At 68.0% G+C, this 16,981-nt stretch carries 17 protein-coding genes; 14 read left to right on the top strand and 3 right to left on the bottom strand.

Going from position 1 to position 16,981, the window contains the following annotated elements:
* Positions 1 to 3 precede the first annotated feature (3 nt).
* Positions 4 to 981 (bottom strand): agmatinase, encoded by a 978-nt coding sequence (speB, locus tag ACS5NL_RS03585; RefSeq protein ID WP_439352217.1) that lies wholly within the window; start codon positions 979 to 981, stop codon positions 4 to 6.
* Positions 982 to 1,155: 174 nt separating this feature from the next.
* Between speB and tauA the strand changes: the two genes are divergently transcribed.
* The 14 genes from tauA (at position 1,156) to ACS5NL_RS03655 (ending at position 14,950) form a co-directional block, all read left to right on the top strand.
* The gene (gene tauA / locus ACS5NL_RS03590) at positions 1,156 to 2,163 is read left to right on the top strand and encodes a taurine ABC transporter substrate-binding protein (protein WP_439352218.1); all 1,008 of its coding nucleotides are present in this window, start codon (positions 1,156 to 1,158) and stop codon (positions 2,161 to 2,163) included.
* Positions 2,164 to 2,181: 18 nt separating this feature from the next.
* Complete coding sequence (locus ACS5NL_RS03595) at positions 2,182 to 2,973, top strand: taurine ABC transporter ATP-binding protein (protein WP_439352219.1); 792 nt, start codon at positions 2,182 to 2,184, stop codon at positions 2,971 to 2,973.
* A complete protein-coding gene (locus ACS5NL_RS03600; RefSeq protein ID WP_439352220.1) occupies positions 2,970 to 3,869 on the top strand; it encodes an ABC transporter permease subunit in 900 nt (299 codons plus the stop codon). Before ACS5NL_RS03595 ends, ACS5NL_RS03600 begins: the two co-directional genes overlap by 4 nt.
* A gap of 26 nt (positions 3,870 to 3,895) precedes the next feature.
* The gene (tauD, locus tag ACS5NL_RS03605) at positions 3,896 to 4,729 is read left to right on the top strand and encodes a taurine dioxygenase (protein ID WP_439352221.1); all 834 of its coding nucleotides are present in this window, start codon (positions 3,896 to 3,898) and stop codon (positions 4,727 to 4,729) included.
* A gap of 119 nt (positions 4,730 to 4,848) precedes the next feature.
* Positions 4,849 to 5,316, top strand: a complete 468-nt coding sequence (locus tag ACS5NL_RS03610; protein ID WP_439352222.1) for a rhodanese-like domain-containing protein — start codon at positions 4,849 to 4,851, stop codon at positions 5,314 to 5,316.
* A 17-nt stretch (positions 5,317 to 5,333) separates the two neighbouring features.
* On the top strand, positions 5,334 to 6,311 hold the full coding sequence (gene cysK, locus ACS5NL_RS03615) for a cysteine synthase A (protein ID WP_439352223.1): 978 nt from the start codon (positions 5,334 to 5,336) through the stop codon (positions 6,309 to 6,311).
* A gap of 7 nt (positions 6,312 to 6,318) precedes the next feature.
* Positions 6,319 to 7,266 carry a serine O-acetyltransferase EpsC gene (gene epsC / locus ACS5NL_RS03620; protein ID WP_439352224.1) on the top strand — a complete coding sequence of 316 codons (948 nt, stop codon included), beginning with the start codon at positions 6,319 to 6,321 and terminating at the stop codon, positions 7,264 to 7,266.
* Positions 7,267 to 7,307: 41 nt separating this feature from the next.
* A complete protein-coding gene (locus ACS5NL_RS03625; RefSeq protein WP_439352225.1) occupies positions 7,308 to 8,237 on the top strand; it encodes a family 2A encapsulin nanocompartment shell protein in 930 nt (309 codons plus the stop codon).
* 176 nt (positions 8,238 to 8,413) lie between these two features.
* Positions 8,414 to 10,339: a family 2A encapsulin nanocompartment cargo protein cysteine desulfurase gene (locus tag ACS5NL_RS03630; RefSeq protein WP_439352226.1), complete on the top strand. Its 1,926-nt coding sequence runs from the start codon at positions 8,414 to 8,416 to the stop codon at positions 10,337 to 10,339.
* 26 nt (positions 10,340 to 10,365) lie between these two features.
* Positions 10,366 to 10,926, top strand: coding sequence for an RBBP9/YdeN family alpha/beta hydrolase (locus ACS5NL_RS03635; RefSeq protein WP_439352227.1), 561 nt, complete (start codon positions 10,366 to 10,368; stop codon positions 10,924 to 10,926).
* A 103-nt stretch (positions 10,927 to 11,029) separates the two neighbouring features.
* Positions 11,030 to 12,028, top strand: a complete 999-nt coding sequence (locus tag ACS5NL_RS03640; RefSeq protein WP_439352228.1) for a sulfate ABC transporter substrate-binding protein — start codon at positions 11,030 to 11,032, stop codon at positions 12,026 to 12,028.
* 3 nt (positions 12,029 to 12,031) lie between these two features.
* Positions 12,032 to 12,922 carry a sulfate ABC transporter permease subunit CysT gene (gene cysT, locus ACS5NL_RS03645; RefSeq protein ID WP_439352229.1) on the top strand — a complete coding sequence of 297 codons (891 nt, stop codon included), beginning with the start codon at positions 12,032 to 12,034 and terminating at the stop codon, positions 12,920 to 12,922.
* Positions 12,919 to 13,824 carry a sulfate ABC transporter permease subunit CysW gene (gene cysW / locus ACS5NL_RS03650; protein WP_439352230.1) on the top strand — a complete coding sequence of 302 codons (906 nt, stop codon included), beginning with the start codon at positions 12,919 to 12,921 and terminating at the stop codon, positions 13,822 to 13,824. Before cysT ends, cysW begins: the two co-directional genes overlap by 4 nt.
* 19 nt (positions 13,825 to 13,843) lie before the next feature.
* Complete coding sequence (locus ACS5NL_RS03655) at positions 13,844 to 14,950, top strand: sulfate/molybdate ABC transporter ATP-binding protein (RefSeq protein ID WP_439352231.1); 1,107 nt, start codon at positions 13,844 to 13,846, stop codon at positions 14,948 to 14,950.
* Positions 14,951 to 14,964: 14 nt separating this feature from the next.
* Here ACS5NL_RS03655 and dmeF read toward each other — a convergent pair whose 3' ends face one another.
* Positions 14,965 to 15,948 carry a CDF family Co(II)/Ni(II) efflux transporter DmeF gene (dmeF, locus tag ACS5NL_RS03660; protein WP_439352232.1) on the bottom strand — a complete coding sequence of 328 codons (984 nt, stop codon included), beginning with the start codon at positions 15,946 to 15,948 and terminating at the stop codon, positions 14,965 to 14,967.
* 73 nt (positions 15,949 to 16,021) lie between these two features.
* Positions 16,022 to 16,876 (bottom strand): plasmid replication/partition related protein, encoded by an 855-nt coding sequence (locus ACS5NL_RS03665; RefSeq protein ID WP_439352233.1) that lies wholly within the window; start codon positions 16,874 to 16,876, stop codon positions 16,022 to 16,024.
* Positions 16,877 to 16,981 lie beyond the last annotated feature (105 nt).

The raw sequence follows: 16,981 nt of genomic DNA on the forward strand, positions 1-16,981 counted from the left end.
GTCTCAGGCAGTGGAGGACTTGCGCCGGTGCACCGCCGGCGCCAGCACGCACAGGGCCTCGAACAGGATGTTGGCCGCGTTCTGCGCGGTGAGGCCCGAGGTGTCGAACGGTGGCGAGACCTCCACCACGTCGGCGCCCACGAAGTCCAGCCCGTCGAGCGCGCGGATCAGGCGCTGCGCCTCGACCATGGTGATGCCGCCGGCCTCGGGCGTGCCCGTGCCGGGCGCGTACACCGGGTCCAGCCCGTCGACGTCGAACGACAGGTAGGTCGGGCCGTCGCCCGCGATGCGCCGCGCCTCTTCGGCCACCCAGCGCCAGCCCTGGTCGCTGAACTCTTCCATGGTCACCACGCGCATGCCGGCGTCATGGCTGAAGCGCCACATGTCGGGGTGGTTGACCGAACCGCGGATGCCGATCTGGATCGTGCGCTTCGGGTCGATCAGGCCTTCTTCCACCGCGCGGCGGAACGGCGCGCCATGGTGGAAGCGCGAGCCCAGGTAGTCGTCGCCGGTGTCGCAGTGCGCGTCGATGTGCACCAGGCCGACCGGCCGGTCTTTGGCGATGGCGCGCAGGATGGGCAGGGTCACCGAATGGTCGCCGCCGACCGACAGCGGCGCCACGCCCGCCGCGTGCAGCTTGGCCAGGGTCGCCTGGATCTCGTCGAGCGCGCCCGACAGTTCGCAGGGCTGCTCCAGCCAGGCGTCGCCCACATCGGCCACGCGCAACAGGTCGAACGGCGCGGCGCCGGTGGCCTGGTGGTAACGGCGGATCAGGGTGCTCTGCTCGCGCACCGCGCGCGGGCCGTGGCGCGCGCCGGTGCGGTTGGTCACGCCACCGTCGAAGGGGATGCCGACGACGCCGATGTCGACGCCCTCCAGGCTGTCCACCAACGGTGTGCGGAAGAAGGTGGCGACGCCCGAATAACGCGGGCGCAGCTGCGGGTTGGCCATCTCGGGATAGCGGTGCAGGTCTTTGATCATGGGCAGGGAGCATCGCGCGTGGCCGGGGGTGACCCAAGCGCGTTTTCCGTATGAGCAATGGCGATTTGATTCTTTGTGTGAATGAGGGACGCTGCCTAGCATCCGTTTCGTGGTGAGTCGTTCCATGCCGGTCCGGCCCGCCCCCACTTCATTGCCCACAACAAGGATCGTCAAATGAAATTCCTGAAAAAACTCGCTGCCTTTGCCCTGAGCGCGGTCGCACTCACCAGCACCGCCTACGCCGCCGACAAGAAGGTCGTCGTGGCCTACCAGACCGATGCGCTGCCCTCGTCGGTGGCCATCGCCAACGGCGAGTTCGCCAAGGCCACCGGCTACGAAATCGACTTCCGCAAGTTCAACTCCGGCGCCGACATCTTCGCCGCCATCGCCTCGGGCGACGTGCAGATCGGCTACGTGGGCTCCAGCCCCTACGCCGCCGCGACCTCGCGCGGCCTGGACGTGAAGGCCTTCTACCTGGCCTCGATCTCCGGCATCGACGAAGCGCTGGTGGTGCGCAACGGCTCGGGCATCAACAGCCTGGCCGACCTCAAGGGCAAGAAGCTGGCCGCCGCGCCGGTGTCCACCGACCACTACCAGCTGCTGGCGCTGCTGAAGAAGCAAGGCCTGAGCGAGAAGGATGTGCAGGTCTTCGCCATTCCCCAGCCCGAGATCGTTGCCGGCTACAACCGCGGTGATCTGGATGGTGGCTTCGTGTGGGACCCGGCGCTGACCGAACTCAAGAAGAACGGCAAGGTGCTCATCACCTCCAAGCAGGTGGCCGAGCAGGGTGCACCCACCTTCAGCGCCTGGGTCGCCACCGGCGCCTTCGCCAAGGAGCACCCCGAGTTCCTCAAGAACTTCTCGGGCGTGATCGAGAAGTACTACACCTCCTTCCGCAACGACAAGGCCGCCTGGGGCCCCGAGAGCGACAACGCCAAACAGCTGGCCAAGCTGCTGGGTGGCACGGCCGCAGACCAGGCCGCTGCGCTGGGCAACCTGAACCTGGTGCCGCTGAGCGCGCAGGCCTCGGACGCCTGGCTGGGTGGTGGCGAAAAGTCGGGCGTGGCCAAGATCCTCAAGGACACCGCCGCTTTCCTGAAAGAGCAGAAGAAGATCAACGCCGTGCTGCCCAGCTACGCCGCGTTCGTGACGCCGGCCGCCGTCAACGCGCTGAAGAAGTAACCCAACCGGTCCCGCACCATGCTGTCCGTCCAGAACGCCAGTGTCTTTTTCGCGGCCCGCGACGGCCGGCCGGTGCAGGCCCTGGACCGGGTCTCGCTCGACATTCCGGACCGCGGCTTCGTCGTCGCCTTGGGCACCTCGGGCTGCGGCAAGTCGACCTTGCTCAACGCCATGGCAGGTTTTCTGCCGCTCTCCAGCGGCAGCATCACGCTCAATGGCCGCCCCATCCAGGGGCCAGGCGCCGACCGCGGCGTGGTGTTCCAGAAAGACACCCTGCTGCCCTGGAAAACGGTGGCCGAGAACGTGGCGCTCGGTCTGAAGTTCGCCGGCGCCTCGCGCGCCGAGCGGCGCGACCGCGCGCACGAATTGCTGGAGCTGGTGGGTCTGAAAGACTTCGCCGATTCCGCGCCCTATGAACTCTCGGGCGGCATGCGCCAGCGCGTGGGCCTGGCCCGTGCGCTCGCGCCCGACCCCGACATCCTGCTGATGGACGAGCCCTTCGGCGCGCTCGACAGCATGACCCGCGAACAGATGCAGGAGCTGCTGGTGTCGGTGTGGGCACGCACCGGCAAGCAGGTGTTTTTCATCACGCACTCGATCGAAGAGGCGCTGTTCCTCGGCACCGAACTGATCGTGATGTCGCCGCGGCCCGGTCGCATCGTGGCGCGTTTTGACCTGGACTTTGTCCAGGCCTTCGCGCGCGACGGCAACGCCCGCGCCGTCAAGACCCTGCCGGCCTTCGCGCAATTGCGCGAAGAGGTGCGGGCCATCGTCCACCAGAACGAATCCCTCGAAGGAGTTCACGCATGAACGACTGGGTCCTGGGCACGGTGTTGCCCATTCCTTCTTCCTCTCCACTGCCCGAAGGGCCGGTGGTGCCGGCGCAGCAGCATGCGCCGCGGTCACCACGCCTGGTCAAGCCGCGCAGCTTCGGCATCGGCGAAAAGTCCACGGTGCCGATCAGCCTGGCCGCGGCTGCGGCCATCGGGCTGGCCTGGTGGCTGCTGTCGCTCACGGGCTGGGTCTCGCCGCTGTTCCTGCCGCCGCCGGCCGAGGTCTGGGCCACGGGGGTTTCCATCTTCAACGAGGGCTACGCCAATGCCACGCTGTGGGAACACGTCTCGGCCAGCCTGCTGCGCATCCTGTCGGCGGCGCTGATCGCGGTGTCGCTGGGCATTCCGCTGGGCCTGCTGATGGGCCTGAACCGCTGGGCCAAGGGCGTGCTGGACACGCCCATCGAGTTCTACTGGCCGCTGCCGCCGCTGGCCTACCTGCCGCTGATGATCATCTGGCTGGGCATCGGCGAGACCTCCAAGATCGCGCTGCTCACGCTGGCCATGTTCGCGCCGGTGGTGCTGTCGGCCCAGGCCGGCGTGCGCTCGTTGCCGCTGGAGCGGGTCAACGCCGCGCTCTCGCTCGGCGCCTCCCGCTGGCAACTGTTCCGCGACATCGTGCTGCCCTCGGCCCTGCCCGAAATCCTCACCGGCATCCGCATCGCGCTGGGCATCGGCTGGGCCACGCTGGTGGCGGCCGAGCTGATCGCGTCCACCCGCGGCATCGGTTTCATGATCATGTCGGCCTCGCACTTCCTGGCGACCGACGCGGTGTTCGTCGGCATCGGCGTGATCGCCGTCTGCGCCTTCTCGTTCTCGCTGGCCATGCGCCTGATCGAGGCCTGGCTGGTGCCCTGGAAGGGCAAACACTGAGTCCCCCTCAAAGAAGAAAAGCAACCATGTCCCTGCACATCCGCCCCCTGGGCCCGGCCATCGGCGCCCTGGTCACCGGCATCCGCCTGGCCGATCCCCTGACCCCCGAACACCGCGAAGGCCTGCTGGCCGCGCTGCTGCAGCACCAGGTGCTGTTCTTCGAGGAGCAGCCCATCACACCCGCGCAGCAGCGCGACCTCGCGGCGCACTTCGGTGACCTGCACATCCACCCGATCTACCCCCACGTGGCGGATGTGCCCGAGATCATCGTGCTCGACACCAGCACCGCCAACCTGCCGGACAACGACAACTGGCACACCGACGTCACCTTCCAGCGGCGGCCGCCCATGGGCGCGCTGCTCTCGGCCAAGCTGCTGCCGCCTTCGGGCGGTGACACGCTGTGGGCCAGCGGCGTGGCCGCCTTCGAGGCGCTGTCGCCGCGCTTCCAGGCTTTGCTGGATGGCCTGACCGCCGAGCACGACATGCTGCGGTCCTTCCCGGCGCACCGCTTCGCGCGCACGCCCGAAGAAAAAGTGCGCTGGGACGCGGCGCGCGTGAACAACCCGCCGGTGGTGCACCCGGTGGTCCGCACCCACCCGGTGACCGGTCGCAAGGGCCTGTTCGTCAACGAGGGCTTCACCACCCGCATCCTGGAACTGGGTGCGAAGGAAAGCGATGCGATCCTGAGCTACCTGGTCACCCACATCGCCAAGCCCGAGTTCACCGTGCGCTGGCGCTGGAAGCCCAACGACTTCGCGTTCTGGGACAACCGCCTGACCCAGCACTACGCCACGGCCGACTACCTGCCGCACCGCCGCGTGATGAACCGCGCCACGATCGTTGGCGACATTCCCTTTTGAGGTGATCTAGGGTCACTCGGTTTTCTCATAAGCAAACGCAGAAACCTTCGTTCGTGTTCTGAGGTCGCGCTCCTAGAGTGAGGTTCTCGTTTTCCCGACCACCCACACCGAGACACACCATGAGCACCACCCTGGACACGACACCGGAACTCGAAGCCCTGGCGCAGGCGCGCCAGGCCGCCGCCGCCAGCGGCCTGACCTATGCGGGTGGCGTCACGCCGCAACTGGCTTGGCGCCTGTTCGACACCGGGCAGGCAGTGCTGGTCGATGTGCGCAGCGCCGAAGAACGCAAGTTCGTCGGTCACGTGCCGGGCAGCGTGCACATCGCCTGGGCCACCGGCACCAGCCTGACGCGCAACCCGCGCTTCGTGCGCGAACTCGAAGCCAAGCTGGGCAAGGAACAGCCGGTGCTGCTGCTGTGCCGCAGCGGCAAGCGTTCGGTGGTGGCGGCCGAGGCCGCTGCGGCGGCCGGCCTGCACAACGTGTTCAACGTGCTCGAAGGCTTCGAGGGCGAGATCGACGCGAACCAGCACCGTGGCGGCAGCGACGGCTGGCGCTTTCACGACCTGCCCTGGGTGCAGGACTGACCTCATAAGGAATTCCCATGTCACACATCTACGACGACAACGCCCTCTCCATCGGCCGCACGCCGCTCGTGCGCCTGAACCGCATCACCGACGGTGCCAAGGCCACGGTGCTGGCCAAGATCGAGGGCCGCAACCCCGCCTATTCGGTCAAGTGCCGCATCGGCGCCGCGCTGATCTGGGACGCCGAGCAGCGCGGTCTGCTCGGCCCGGGCAAGGAGCTGGTCGAGCCCACCAGCGGCAACACCGGCATCGCGCTGGCCTTCGTGGCCGCGGCCAAGGGCATTCCGCTGACGCTGACCATGCCCGAGACCATGAGCATCGAACGCCGCAAGCTGCTGCTGGCCTATGGCGCGAAGCTGGTGCTGACCGAAGGCGCCAAGGGCATGAAGGGTGCGGTGGCCAAGGCCGAAGAGATCGCCGCCAGCGACCCGGGCAAGTACGTGTTGCTGCAGCAGTTCAAGAACCCCGCCAACCCGGCGATCCACGAGAAGACCACCGGTCCCGAAATCTGGGAAGACACCGCGGGCGCGATCGACATCCTGATTTCCGGCGTCGGCACCGGCGGCACCATCACCGGCGTCTCGCGCTTCATCAAGCAGGCCAAGGGCAAGGCGATCACCTCGGTCGCGGTCGAACCGACGGCCAGCCCCATCCTCACGCAGCAGCGCAATGGCGAAGAGCTCAAGCCCGCGCCGCACAAGATCCAGGGCATCGGCGCCGGCTTCATTCCCGAGGTGCTGGATCTGTCGCTGGTCGATGCCATCGAACAGGTCAGCAACGAGGACGCGGTGCTGTTCGCCCGCCGGCTGGCGCGCGAGGAGGGCATTCTCTCGGGCATCTCCTGCGGTGCGGCCGCGGCGGCGGCGGTGCGCTGGGCCCACAAGCCCGAGAACGCCGGCAAGACCATCGTGGTGATCCTGCCCGATTCGGGCGAGCGCTACCTCAGCTCGGTGCTGTTCGAAGGCCTCTTCGACGTCAGCGGCCTGCCCGCCTGAGGACACCATGGCTGCATTCGAATCCGAGACCGCGCCGGCGGTCGATGTGGGCGCGATCGTGTCCGAGCTGCGCACCGTGCGCCGCGACTGGCGCCAGGCCCAGGGCCGCTCACTCGAACCTGGCGGGCGTGAGTTGCCCTCGCGCGAAGTGTTGACCGACATCCTGACCGATCTGCGGGGCGTGCTGTTCCCGATGCGGCTGGGACCGCCCGAGCTGCGGCAGGAGGTCGAGGACTTCTATGTCGGCGTGACGCTGGACAAGGCCCTGCACGCGCTGTCGGCGCAGGTGCGGCTGGAGCTGCAGCACTCCGCGCGCCATGCCCATCTGGGTCCGCGCGACGTGCAGGCAGGCACCGACCACATCGTGCGCGAATTCGCGCTGGGCCTGCCGGACATCCGGCGCCTGCTGGACACCGACGTGCTGGCCGCCTACCACGGCGACCCGGCCGCGCACAGCGTGGACGAGGTGCTGCTGTGTTACCCCGGCATCCACGCCATCATCCACCACCGCCTGGCCCACACGCTGTATTCGCTGGGGGCGACCATGCTGGCGCGTCTGATCGCCGAGATCACGCACGGCGAGACCGGCATCGACATCCACCCCGGCGCCTCGATCGGCTCGGGCTTCTTCATCGACCACGGCACCGGTGTCGTGATCGGCGAGACCGCCACCATCGGCGAGCGCGTGCGCATCTACCAGGCGGTGACGCTGGGTGCCAAACGCTTCCCGCTGGACGCCGACGGCCATCTCAAGAAGGGCCTGCCGCGCCACCCGAACATCGAGGACGACGTGGTGATCTACGCCGGTGCCACCGTGCTTGGTCGCGTGACCATCGGCCGCGGCGCCACCATCGGCGGCAACCTGTGGGTGACGCACGACGTGCCCGAAGGCGCCAACCTCTCGCAGGCGCGATCCAACGACAGCAACGCCGTGCCGGCCGCACTGGCCGCCTGAAGCTTTTCTTTTCCTTCCTTCCCCTCAACACGGAGCCTTTCATGTCCACCACACCCCAGGGCCAGCTCGCGCTCGGCGACAACGCCGCGCGGCAACTGGCGAACGCCACCAAGACCGCACCGGTCCTGTCGACCATCAGCCCGCGCTGGCTGACCCACCTGCTGCAGTGGGTGCCGGTCGAGGCCGGCATCTACCGCCTCAACAAGGTCAAGAACCCGGAAGACGTCAAGGTGCTGTGCGCCAAGCGCGACGAGTCCGACCTGCCCACCACCTTCGTCGACTACGAGGCGCCGGCCCGCGAGTACTTCCTGAACGCGGTGTCCACCGTGCTGGACGTGCACACCCGCGTCTCCGACCTCTACAGCAGCCCGCACGACCAGATCAAGGAACAGCTGCGCCTGACGATCGAGACGATCAAGGAGAAGCAGGAAAACGAGCTGATCAACAACGCCGAATACGGCCTGCTCTCGGCGGTGCACCCCGACCAGATCGTGTTCCCGCTGACCGGCGCGCCGACGCCCGACGATCTCGACGAACTGCTGACCAAGGTCTGGAAAGAGCCTGCGTTCTTCCTGACCCACCCGCTGGCGATTGCCGCCTTCGGCCGCGAATGCACGCGCCGCGGTGTGCCGCCGCCGACGGTGAGCCTGTTCGGCTCGCAGTTCCTGACCTGGCGCGGCGTGCCGCTGATCCCCAGCGACAAGGTGCCGGTGGCCGACGGCAAGACCAAGATCATCCTGCTGCGCGTGGGCGACAAGCGCCAGGGCGTGGTCGGCCTGTACCAGCCGGGGCTGCCGGGCGAACAGAGCCCGGGTCTGTCGGTGCGCTTCATGGGCATCAACCGCAACGCCATCTCGTCGTACCTGATCAGCCTGTACTGCTCGCTGGCGGTGCAGTCCGACGATGCGCTGGCCGTGCTGGAGGACGTGGAAGTCGGCAAGTTCCACGACTACCCGGACACGTACAAGTGACACCCCCCTGCGCCGCTGCGCGGCTTCCCCCCTCTCTGGCGCCTTCGGCTGGGAGGGGGGACTGCACCTGCGGCCCGGCGAAGCCGGTTCCGCGGTGCACCTGACTTGTTCCCCCTCTTGTGCCTGCGCCCCCTGGCGACTCGCGTTCTCTTGCTCGCAGCACCTGGATGAATCCCATGTCCGAAACCTTTTCTCCTGGCCGCGCTTCGCCGCCGCCTGGCCTGCCCGACCCGGCCGAACTCGCGCGTCTGGCGAGCCAGCTCTTTGCGGCCTTGCCGGGCTCGCCGGCCACCGGTGGAAACCCCTTGCCCTCGAACCCGCATCCGGCCGGCCTGAGCCTGCCGCCGGGCGTGACCGGGCCATCCAACCCGACCACGGTGCCCTTCGGTGCACTGCCGCCGGGCGCCAACGTGCTGCCCAGTTCGCCGCAGTCGGCGGGCAATGCGGTCGCCTCTGCGCCGGCGCTGGTGCCGCACGCGCAAGCGCCCAATGGCGTGCCCGACAACGCGCTGGCGGCCGCGCCCGGCTATGACGGCCGCTTCGGCAGTCACGTGCTGGGCGTGCCCGAAGCGCTGGGTGTCTCGTTGCCTGTGCCGGCTTCACCACCACACGGTGGCGGTTCGCCGCTGCCGGGTTCCGGGTTCTACTTCCTGAACGAACGGCCCTCGTTGCCCGCGGCGCCGGCCACACCTTCGGTCCCGGCGGTTCCGGCCATCCCGTCGGCCCAGCCGGCGCAGCAGGCTCCATCGGCTCCGGCGGTCGCGCCTGGCGGCTTCTACTTTGTGAATGCGGCGCCCGCGCACAGCGGACACACCGGCCACATCCCGCAAGCCACGCCGTCGGGCCGCCCGCCCTTCGACGTGAACGCGATCCGGCGCGACTTTCCTATCCTGCAGGAGCGGGTCAACGGCCGTCCGCTGGTCTGGTTCGACAACGCCGCCACGACGCACAAGCCCCAGGCGGTGATCGACCGCCTGGCCCATTTCTACGCGCACGAAAACTCCAACATCCACCGCGCGGCCCACGCGCTGGCGGCCCGCGCCACCGACGCCTACGAAAAAGCGCGCGAGACCGTGCGCCGCTTCATCGGCGCCGGTTCGGTGGACGAGGTGATCTTCGTGCGTGGCACCACCGAAGCCATCAACCTGGTGGCCAAGAGCTGGGGTGCGCAGAACATCGGGCCGGGCGACGAGATCATCGTGTCCCACCTGGAGCACCACGCCAACATCGTGCCCTGGCAGCAGCTGGCGGCAGAGAAGGGCGCGAAGATCAAGGTGATCCCGGTGGACGACTCGGGGCAGGTGCTGCTGGAGGAATACCAGCGCCTGCTGAGCGACAAGACGAAGATCGTCTCGGTGACACAGGTCTCCAACGCGCTCGGCACCGTGGTGCCGGTCAAGCAGATCGTGGACCTGGCCCACCGGGCGGGCGCGCTGGCGCTGGTCGACGGTGCGCAATCCGTCTCGCACATGCGGGTGGACGTGCGTGAGCTGGATGCCGACTTCTTCGTGTTCTCGGGACACAAGATCTTCGGCCCCACCGGCATCGGTGTGGTCTACGGCAAGAAGGACGTGCTCGAACGCATGCCGCCGTGGCAAGGGGGCGGCAACATGATCGCCGACGTGACCTTCGAGAAGACCGTCTACCACGGGCCACCCACGCGCTTCGAGGCCGGCACCGGCAACATCGCCGACGCCGTGGGCCTGGGGGCTGCGCTGGAGTACGTGGAGCGCATCGGCATCGAGAACATCGGCCGCTACGAACACGACCTGCTGGCCTACGCCACCCACCACCTCAAGCCCATTCCGGGCGTGCGGCTGGTCGGGACCGCGGCCGACAAGGCCAGCGTGTTGTCCTTCGTGCTCGACGGCTACACGACCGACGAAGTGGGCCAGGCGCTGAACGAAGAGGGCATCGCCGTGCGCACGGGACACCACTGCGCGCAACCCATCCTGCGCCGCTTCGGCCTGGAAGCGACGGTGCGGCCTTCGCTGGCGTTCTACAACACATGCGAAGAGGTGGACCGCTTCATCGCCGTGGTCCGCGGGCTCAGCCAAAGACGGAATCCGAATAAGCAAACTACGACTCAGTCGTTTGTGTAGGGAGACATGCTGCACAGAATCGCAGCATGTCTTCCCCCACCGTCATCATCGTCCCGGGCTGGCGCAACTCCGGTCCCGGCCACTGGCAAAGCCTGTGGACCGCGCGCCTGCCCCATGTCCTGCGGGTCGAGCAGGACGACTGGATCAGCCCGCTCAAGCGCGCCTGGGTCCAGCAACTCTCCGACACCATCGAGAGTGCCCCCGGTCCCGTGGTGATCGCGGCGCACAGCCTGGGCTGCATCGCGACCGTGCACCTGCCCGATGCGGTCAAGACCCGCATCCAGGCCGCGCTGCTGGTGGCGCCGGCCGATCCCGAGCGGCGGGGTGTGCTGGCCGACTTCGCCCCGGTGCCGTACCAGAAGCTGCCATTTCCCAGCATCGTGGTCGCCAGCAGCAACGATCCGTTCTGCCCGGTGCGGCTGGCGGGTGCTTACGCGCGGGCCTGGGGCAGCGAGTTCATGCGCCTGAACGAGGCGGGCCACATCAATGTGGACTCGGGCCATGGCGAATGGCCGCTGGGGCTGGCGCTGTTGCAGGCGCTGGGGGCCGAGATCACGCCGGCCCAGCCGCTGCCGCTGGCGGCCTGACACTTATTCATTTATCGAATAAGAAAACAAGAACAAAGTCGTTTGTTTCAGTTCGGGAGGGTCCCACAATGCCATGCATTCCCTCTATCGGAGACCGGTTTCCATGAAAAACACCCTCAAACTCACCCTTGGCGCCATTGCGTTGGCCGCTGCCTCCGCCGCTTCCGCACAGGCCACGCTGCTCAACGCCTCCTACGACGTCGCGCGCGAGTTCTACAAGGACATCAACACCGCCTTCGTCGCCAGCGTCAAGAAGAGCACGGGCAAGGACATCAAGGTCGACCAGTCGCACGGGGGCTCCAGCGCGCAGGCGCGTGCCGTGGCCGATGGCCTGGACGCCGACGTGGTGACCATGAACACCACCACCGACATCGACTTCCTGGCCGAGAAGGGCGTGGTCGCCAAGGACTGGCGCCAGAAATTCCCCAACGGCGCCGCACCCACCACCTCGACCATGCTGTTCCTGGTGCGCCAGGGCAACCCCAAGGGCATCAAGGACTGGGACGACCTGGTCAAGCCCGGCGTGCAGGTCGTGGTCGTGAACCCCAAGACCGGTGGCAACGGCCGCATGGCCTACCTGGCCGCCTGGGGCCAGGTGCGCGCCAAGGGCGGCACCGACGCGCAGGCCGCCGAGTTCGTCGGCAAGCTCTACAAGAACGTGCCGGTGCTGGCGCGCGGTGGCCGTGACGCCACCGGCATCTTCCTGCAGCGCAACATCGGCGACGTGCTGGTGACGTTTGAATCCGAGGTGGTGTCGGTGGACCAGGAGTTCGGCGCCGGCAAGGTCGACGCGATCCATCCGAGCGCCTCCATCGTGGCCGAGAACCCGGTCGCCATCGTCGAGCGCACCGTGGCCAAGAAGGGCACCGCCGCCGATGCCAAGGCCTACCTCGACTTCCTGTACAGCCCCGAGGGCCAGGAGATCGCGGCCAAGCACAACATCCGCCCGCGCAACGAGGCCGTGCTCAAGAAGTACGCCACCGCCTTCAAGCCGATCAAGCTGTTCACGGTCGAGCAGTATTTCGGTTCGCTGGGTGAAGCGCAAAAGGTGCACTTCAACGACGGCGGCCAGTTCGACAAACTCTATACGGCAGGCAAGTAAGCCATGTCCGGACACGTTGTTTCGCTGCCGGGCACGGCGCCGGTGGCCGGGACCGGCGCGCGCCGCACCAGTGCGCGCGTGCTGCCGGGCTTCAACCTGACGCTGGGGTACACGGTGCTGTACCTGAGCCTGATCGTGCTGATCCCGCTCTCGGCGCTGGTGTTCAAGACCTTCACCATGACCTGGCCGCAGTTCTGGGACGCGGTCACGTCGCCGCGTGTGCTGGCCTCCTACCGTCTGACGTTTGGCGCATCGTTCATCGCGGCGCTGGTCAACGTGGTGTTCGGCCTGCTGGTGGCCTGGGTGCTGGTGCGTTACCCATTCCCGGGCAAGAAGATCGTGGACGCGCTGGTGGACCTGCCGTTTGCATTGCCCACGGCGGTGGCCGGCATCTCGCTCACGGCCCTGCTGGCCGGCAACGGCTGGATCGGCTCGCTGCTGGAGCCGCATGGCATCGTGCTTGCCTTCAACCCCAACGGCGTGGTGATCGCGCTGATCTTCATCGGCCTGCCCTTCGTGGTGCGCACGGTGCAGCCGGTGCTCGAAGACGCCGAGAAGGAACTGGAAGAGGCCGCCACCTGCCTGGGTGCCACGCGCTGGCAGACCTTCAGCCGCGTCATCTTCCCCAGCATCGCGCCCGCGCTGCTGACCGGCTTTGCCATGGCCTTCGCCCGCGCCGTGGGCGAGTACGGCTCGGTCATCTTCATTGCCGGCAACATGCCCATGGTGTCCGAGATCACGCCGCTGATCATCATTGGCAAGCTGGAGCAGTACGACTACGCCGGCGCCACCGCGGTGGCGACCGTGATGCTGGTGATCTCCTTCATCCTGTTGCTCGTCATCAACGGCCTGCAAGGCTGGCAGCGCAAGCGTTCGGCAGGTAACTCCCAATGAGCCAGAACAACGTCCGCACCGCTCAACGCGGCACCACCGAGGCGCCCTGGGTGCGCTACACGCTGACCGGCATCGCGCTGGTGTTCATGTTCCTGTTCCTCGTGTTGCCGCTGGCGGCTGTGTTCACCGAAGCCCTGCGCAAGGGCTGGGACGCCTACTGGGAAGCGCTCAAGGAACCCGACGCCTGGGCGGCCATCCGCCTGACGCTGCTCACCGCCGCCGTGGCCGTGCCGCTGAACCTGGTGTTCGGTGTGGCCGCAGCCTGGTGCATCGCCAAGTACGAGTTCAAGGGCAAGTCCTTCCTGACCACGCTGATCGACCTGCCGTTCTCGGTTTCGCCCGTGGTGGCCGGCCTGATCTACGTGCTGGTGTTCGGCGCGCAGGGCTGGTTCGGCCCCTGGCTGATGGAACACGACATCAAGATCGTGTTCGCCGTGCCCGGCATCATCCTGGCGACCATCTTCGTGACTTTCCCCTTCATCGCGCGCGAGCTGATTCCGCTGATGCAGGCGCAAGGCAATGATGAAGAGCAGGCCGCCATCGTGCTCGGCGCGACCGGCTGGCAGACCTTCTGGTACGTGACCCTGCCCAACATCAAGTGGGGCCTGATCTATGGCGTGATCCTGTGCAACGCGCGCGCCATGGGCGAGTTCGGTGCGGTGAGCGTGGTCTCGGGCCACATCCGCGGCCAGACCAACACCATGCCCCTGCACATCGAGGTGCTCTACAACGAGTACCAGTCGGTGGCGGCCTTCGCCGTCGCCTCGCTGCTGGCGCTGCTGGCCCTGGTCACGCTGGTGATCAAGAGCGTGGTGGAGTGGCGCCACGAGCGCGAGATGAAGGCGATTGCCGAGCTGCCACCCGAGCGCCCCGCGCCCACCGTGGCCGCCACCGCCGCCTGACCCGAACGAGGACAAGACCATGAGCATCCAGATCCGCGACGTCAACAAGCACTTCGGCACGTTCCACGCGCTCAAGAACGTCAACCTCGACATCGACTCCGGCGAGCTGCTGGCGCTGCTGGGCCCTTCGGGCTGCGGCAAGACCACGCTGCTGCGCATCATCGCCGGCCTGGAAACGCCGGACACCGGAAGCATCCACTTCAGCGGCGAAGACACGACCGACGTGCACGTGCGCGAGCGCAACGTGGGCTTCGTGTTCCAGCACTACGCGCTGTTCCGCCACATGACGGTGTTCGAGAACGTGGCCTTCGGCCTGCGCGTCAAGCCGCGCGGCGAGCGCCCCAGCGACGCGCAGATCCGTCAGAAAGTGACCGACCTGCTCAAGCTGGTGCAGCTGGACTGGATCGCCGACCGCTACCCCTCGCAGCTGTCGGGCGGCCAGCGCCAGCGCATCGCGCTCGCCCGCGCGCTCGCGGTCGAACCCAAGGTGCTGCTGCTGGACGAACCCTTCGGTGCGCTCGACGCCAAGGTGCGCAAGGAACTGCGCCGCTGGCTGCGCCGCCTGCACGACGAGCTGCACGTCACCTCCATCTTCGTCACGCACGACCAGGAAGAGGCCCTGGAAGTGGCCGACCGCGTGGTGCTGATGAACCAGGGCGTGGTCGAGCAGGTGGGCTCGCCGCAGGACGTCTGGGACCACCCGGCCAGCCCGTTTGTCTACGGCTTCCTGGGCGACGTGAACCTGTTCCACGGCCGCGCCCACGAAGGGCTGCTGCACCTGGACGGCGTGGCGATCGACACGCCCGAACACGCCAGCGCGCAGAACGCACAGGCCTTTGCCTACGTGCGGCCGCACGACCTCGACGTGCACCGCTACCAGCCCGGCAGCGAAGTGGACGCGGCCGGACGCCCGCAGGGCATCGTGGCCCGGCTGGACCGCGCCATCGTCGTCGGCCCGATCGCCCGCCTGGAGCTGATGCCGGTGGACAGCCAGCCGCGCGAAGGCCACGACCCGCTGATCGAAGCCCAGATCCCCGCGCAACAATTCCGCGAACTCGGGTTCAAGGAAGGCGAGACGCTGGTGGTGTCGCCGCGCAAGGCGCGCGTGTTCCTGCAGCCGGGCTGATCGCGTGCGCGGCTTCAGCCGCGCTGCAGCTCGACCGTGACGTGCACGATCTCTTCGTGCACCGACAGCCAGCGGCGCACTTCGTCGGCGGTCAGCGCTCCGTTGTGTGTGAACAGCGTCAGCGCGCAGGCCCAGGCACCGCGGCCCACGCGCCAGACGTGCAGGTCGGTCAGCCGCAGACCGTCGGCGGCCGCGTGTTGGGCGATGACTTCGCGGATCTCCTCGACCACCGGGTGGTCCATCTCGCGGTCGAGCAGCACCTTGCCGGTTTCCACGATCAGGCCCTTGGCCCAGACGGCCACCAGCACCGCCCCGACCACGCCCATCACCGGGTCCAGCCAGTTCCAGCCGAACCACCAGCCGCCGGCCAGCGCGGCGATCGCCAGCACCGAGGTCGCCGCGTCGGCGATCACGTGCAGGTAGGCCGAGCGCAGGTTCAGGTCGTCGTGGTGGCCGGGGCCGTCGTGGGCCTCATGTTCCGCGTGGAGGTGGTCGTGCCCATGGGTGTGGCCGTGACCGTGGTCGTGGTGCGCATGGCCGAGGATGAAGGCGCTCACCAGGTTCACCACCAGGCCGAGCACGCCGACCGCCATCGCCTCGGCGTAGCGGATCGGCTGCGGGTCCAGCAGGCGCTCGACCGAGCCGGTGACCATCAGCGCCGCGACGCCGAGCAGGAAGAGGGCGCTCGAATAGCCGGCCAGCACCTCGATCTTCCAGGTGCCGAAGGCAAACCGCGGGTCGGCCACCAGGCGCCGTGCCATCGCGTAGGCCAGTGCCGACAGGCCGATGGCGACCGCGTGCGAACTCATGTGCCAGCCGTCGGCCAGCAGCGCCATCGAGTTGAAGCCGATGCCCGCGCCGATCTCCACCACCATGGTCACCAGCGTCAGCCACATCACCAGCCGCGTGCCTCGCTCGGCAGCCGGGTTGCCGCTGTCGAAGGCGTGCTGGTGGGAACAGTGGGGCGGATGGATGCCGATCGGGGGCGAGGTGGTCATGGCGGGCGGGCAGATGGATGCGGGCGATTGTCCCGCATGCCGTGCCGTCACCGCGGCCTCGGACCCTCGGCGCTCAGACCAGCTGGGCGCTCAGCGACTGCACCTGCAGGCGCAGCTCGGCGTTTTCCGCCTCCAGCTGGGCCACGCGCTGCCGCAATGCTGCCACCTCGTCGCTGGCGGGTGCGTCGGTGCCGGTCTCACGGGTTTCGTCGGGTGCCTCGGCTTCGTCGCGCGGCTTGCGGCGCGATTCGCGCACCCGCTTGGCCGCCTGCTTGAGTTCGTCCTTGCCGGCCAGGGCGGCGGCGCGCTGTTCCTCCTCGGGCAGCGTGGCCACGACGGCGGCGGCGTTGAGCGAGAGATCGCCGGCCCGCACGGCCGCCACCACCTCGGGCGCGGCCTGCTTCTGGATCTTCTCGATCATGCCCACCTGGCTGCTGCTCAGGCGGGCGGCGCGCGCAATGTCTTCGCGGCTCTGCAGCGGCTTGGGTTCGAGCACGGCGGCCAGCGCTGCGGCGGGCGTGTCACCTTCCCACGGGGCGTCGCCCGATGGGGCGTCGGTCACCGGCTCCGTGGCCTTGTCCGTCCGGACCTTGGCGCGCGAGCGCCGTTCGGCCACGATCTCGCGCTTGCGCAGCGCCAGCACACCGCGCTGGAAATCGGACAGGCTGCGCCGGCCCAGGTGCTGGTCGATCATCCACAGGTGCACGTCCTCCATCGACGTGAAACGCGGGTTCTGAACCGTCTGGAACGGCAGGCCGTGTTTCTGGCAGATGCCATGGCGGTTGTGGCCGTCGACCAGGATGTCGCCCCACAGCACCAGCGCGTCGCGGCAGCCTTCGGCCAGCAGGCTGCGCTCCAGCGCGTCGTGTTCGTCCGGGGTGAGCGGCTCGATGTAGGCTTTGAGTTCTTCCAGGACGACGATGTTCACGACAAGCTTCCCTCGGGCAAAAGGGCGCGATTGTAGAGAACCTCCGGGGCCGCGCGCTCTGGCATAGTCGCCGCACGGGCCGGCCACCCAGCTGTCGCTGGGTGC

Origin of the sequence: Hydrogenophaga sedimenti, assembly GCF_051857515.1 — a bacterium.
Lineage (GTDB): Bacteria > Pseudomonadota > Gammaproteobacteria > Burkholderiales > Burkholderiaceae_C > Hydrogenophaga.

Excerpts from the sequence above, each read along its gene's own strand:
- cysK (WP_439352223.1), top strand. The coding sequence starts at position 5,334 with ATGTCACACATCTACGACGACAACGCCCTCTCCATCGGCCGCACGCCG.
- ACS5NL_RS03640 (WP_439352228.1), top strand. The coding sequence starts at position 11,030 with ATGAAAAACACCCTCAAACTCACCCTTGGCGCCATTGCGTTGGCCGCT.
- tauA (WP_439352218.1), top strand. The coding sequence starts at position 1,156 with ATGAAATTCCTGAAAAAACTCGCTGCCTTTGCCCTGAGCGCGGTCGCA.
- cysT (WP_439352229.1), top strand. The coding sequence starts at position 12,032 with ATGTCCGGACACGTTGTTTCGCTGCCGGGCACGGCGCCGGTGGCCGGG.
- ACS5NL_RS03655 (WP_439352231.1), top strand. The coding sequence starts at position 13,844 with ATGAGCATCCAGATCCGCGACGTCAACAAGCACTTCGGCACGTTCCAC.
- ACS5NL_RS03630 (WP_439352226.1), top strand. The coding sequence starts at position 8,414 with ATGTCCGAAACCTTTTCTCCTGGCCGCGCTTCGCCGCCGCCTGGCCTG.
- ACS5NL_RS03610 (WP_439352222.1), top strand. The coding sequence starts at position 4,849 with ATGAGCACCACCCTGGACACGACACCGGAACTCGAAGCCCTGGCGCAG.
- ACS5NL_RS03625 (WP_439352225.1), top strand. The coding sequence starts at position 7,308 with ATGTCCACCACACCCCAGGGCCAGCTCGCGCTCGGCGACAACGCCGCG.
- tauD (WP_439352221.1), top strand. The coding sequence starts at position 3,896 with ATGTCCCTGCACATCCGCCCCCTGGGCCCGGCCATCGGCGCCCTGGTC.
- ACS5NL_RS03635 (WP_439352227.1), top strand. The coding sequence starts at position 10,366 with ATGTCTTCCCCCACCGTCATCATCGTCCCGGGCTGGCGCAACTCCGGT.
- epsC (WP_439352224.1), top strand. The coding sequence starts at position 6,319 with ATGGCTGCATTCGAATCCGAGACCGCGCCGGCGGTCGATGTGGGCGCG.
- ACS5NL_RS03595 (WP_439352219.1), top strand. The coding sequence starts at position 2,182 with ATGCTGTCCGTCCAGAACGCCAGTGTCTTTTTCGCGGCCCGCGACGGC.
- cysW (WP_439352230.1), top strand. The coding sequence starts at position 12,919 with ATGAGCCAGAACAACGTCCGCACCGCTCAACGCGGCACCACCGAGGCG.
- ACS5NL_RS03600 (WP_439352220.1), top strand. The coding sequence starts at position 2,970 with ATGAACGACTGGGTCCTGGGCACGGTGTTGCCCATTCCTTCTTCCTCT.
- dmeF (WP_439352232.1), bottom strand. The coding sequence starts at position 15,948 with ATGACCACCTCGCCCCCGATCGGCATCCATCCGCCCCACTGTTCCCAC.
- speB (WP_439352217.1), bottom strand. The coding sequence starts at position 981 with ATGATCAAAGACCTGCACCGCTATCCCGAGATGGCCAACCCGCAGCTG.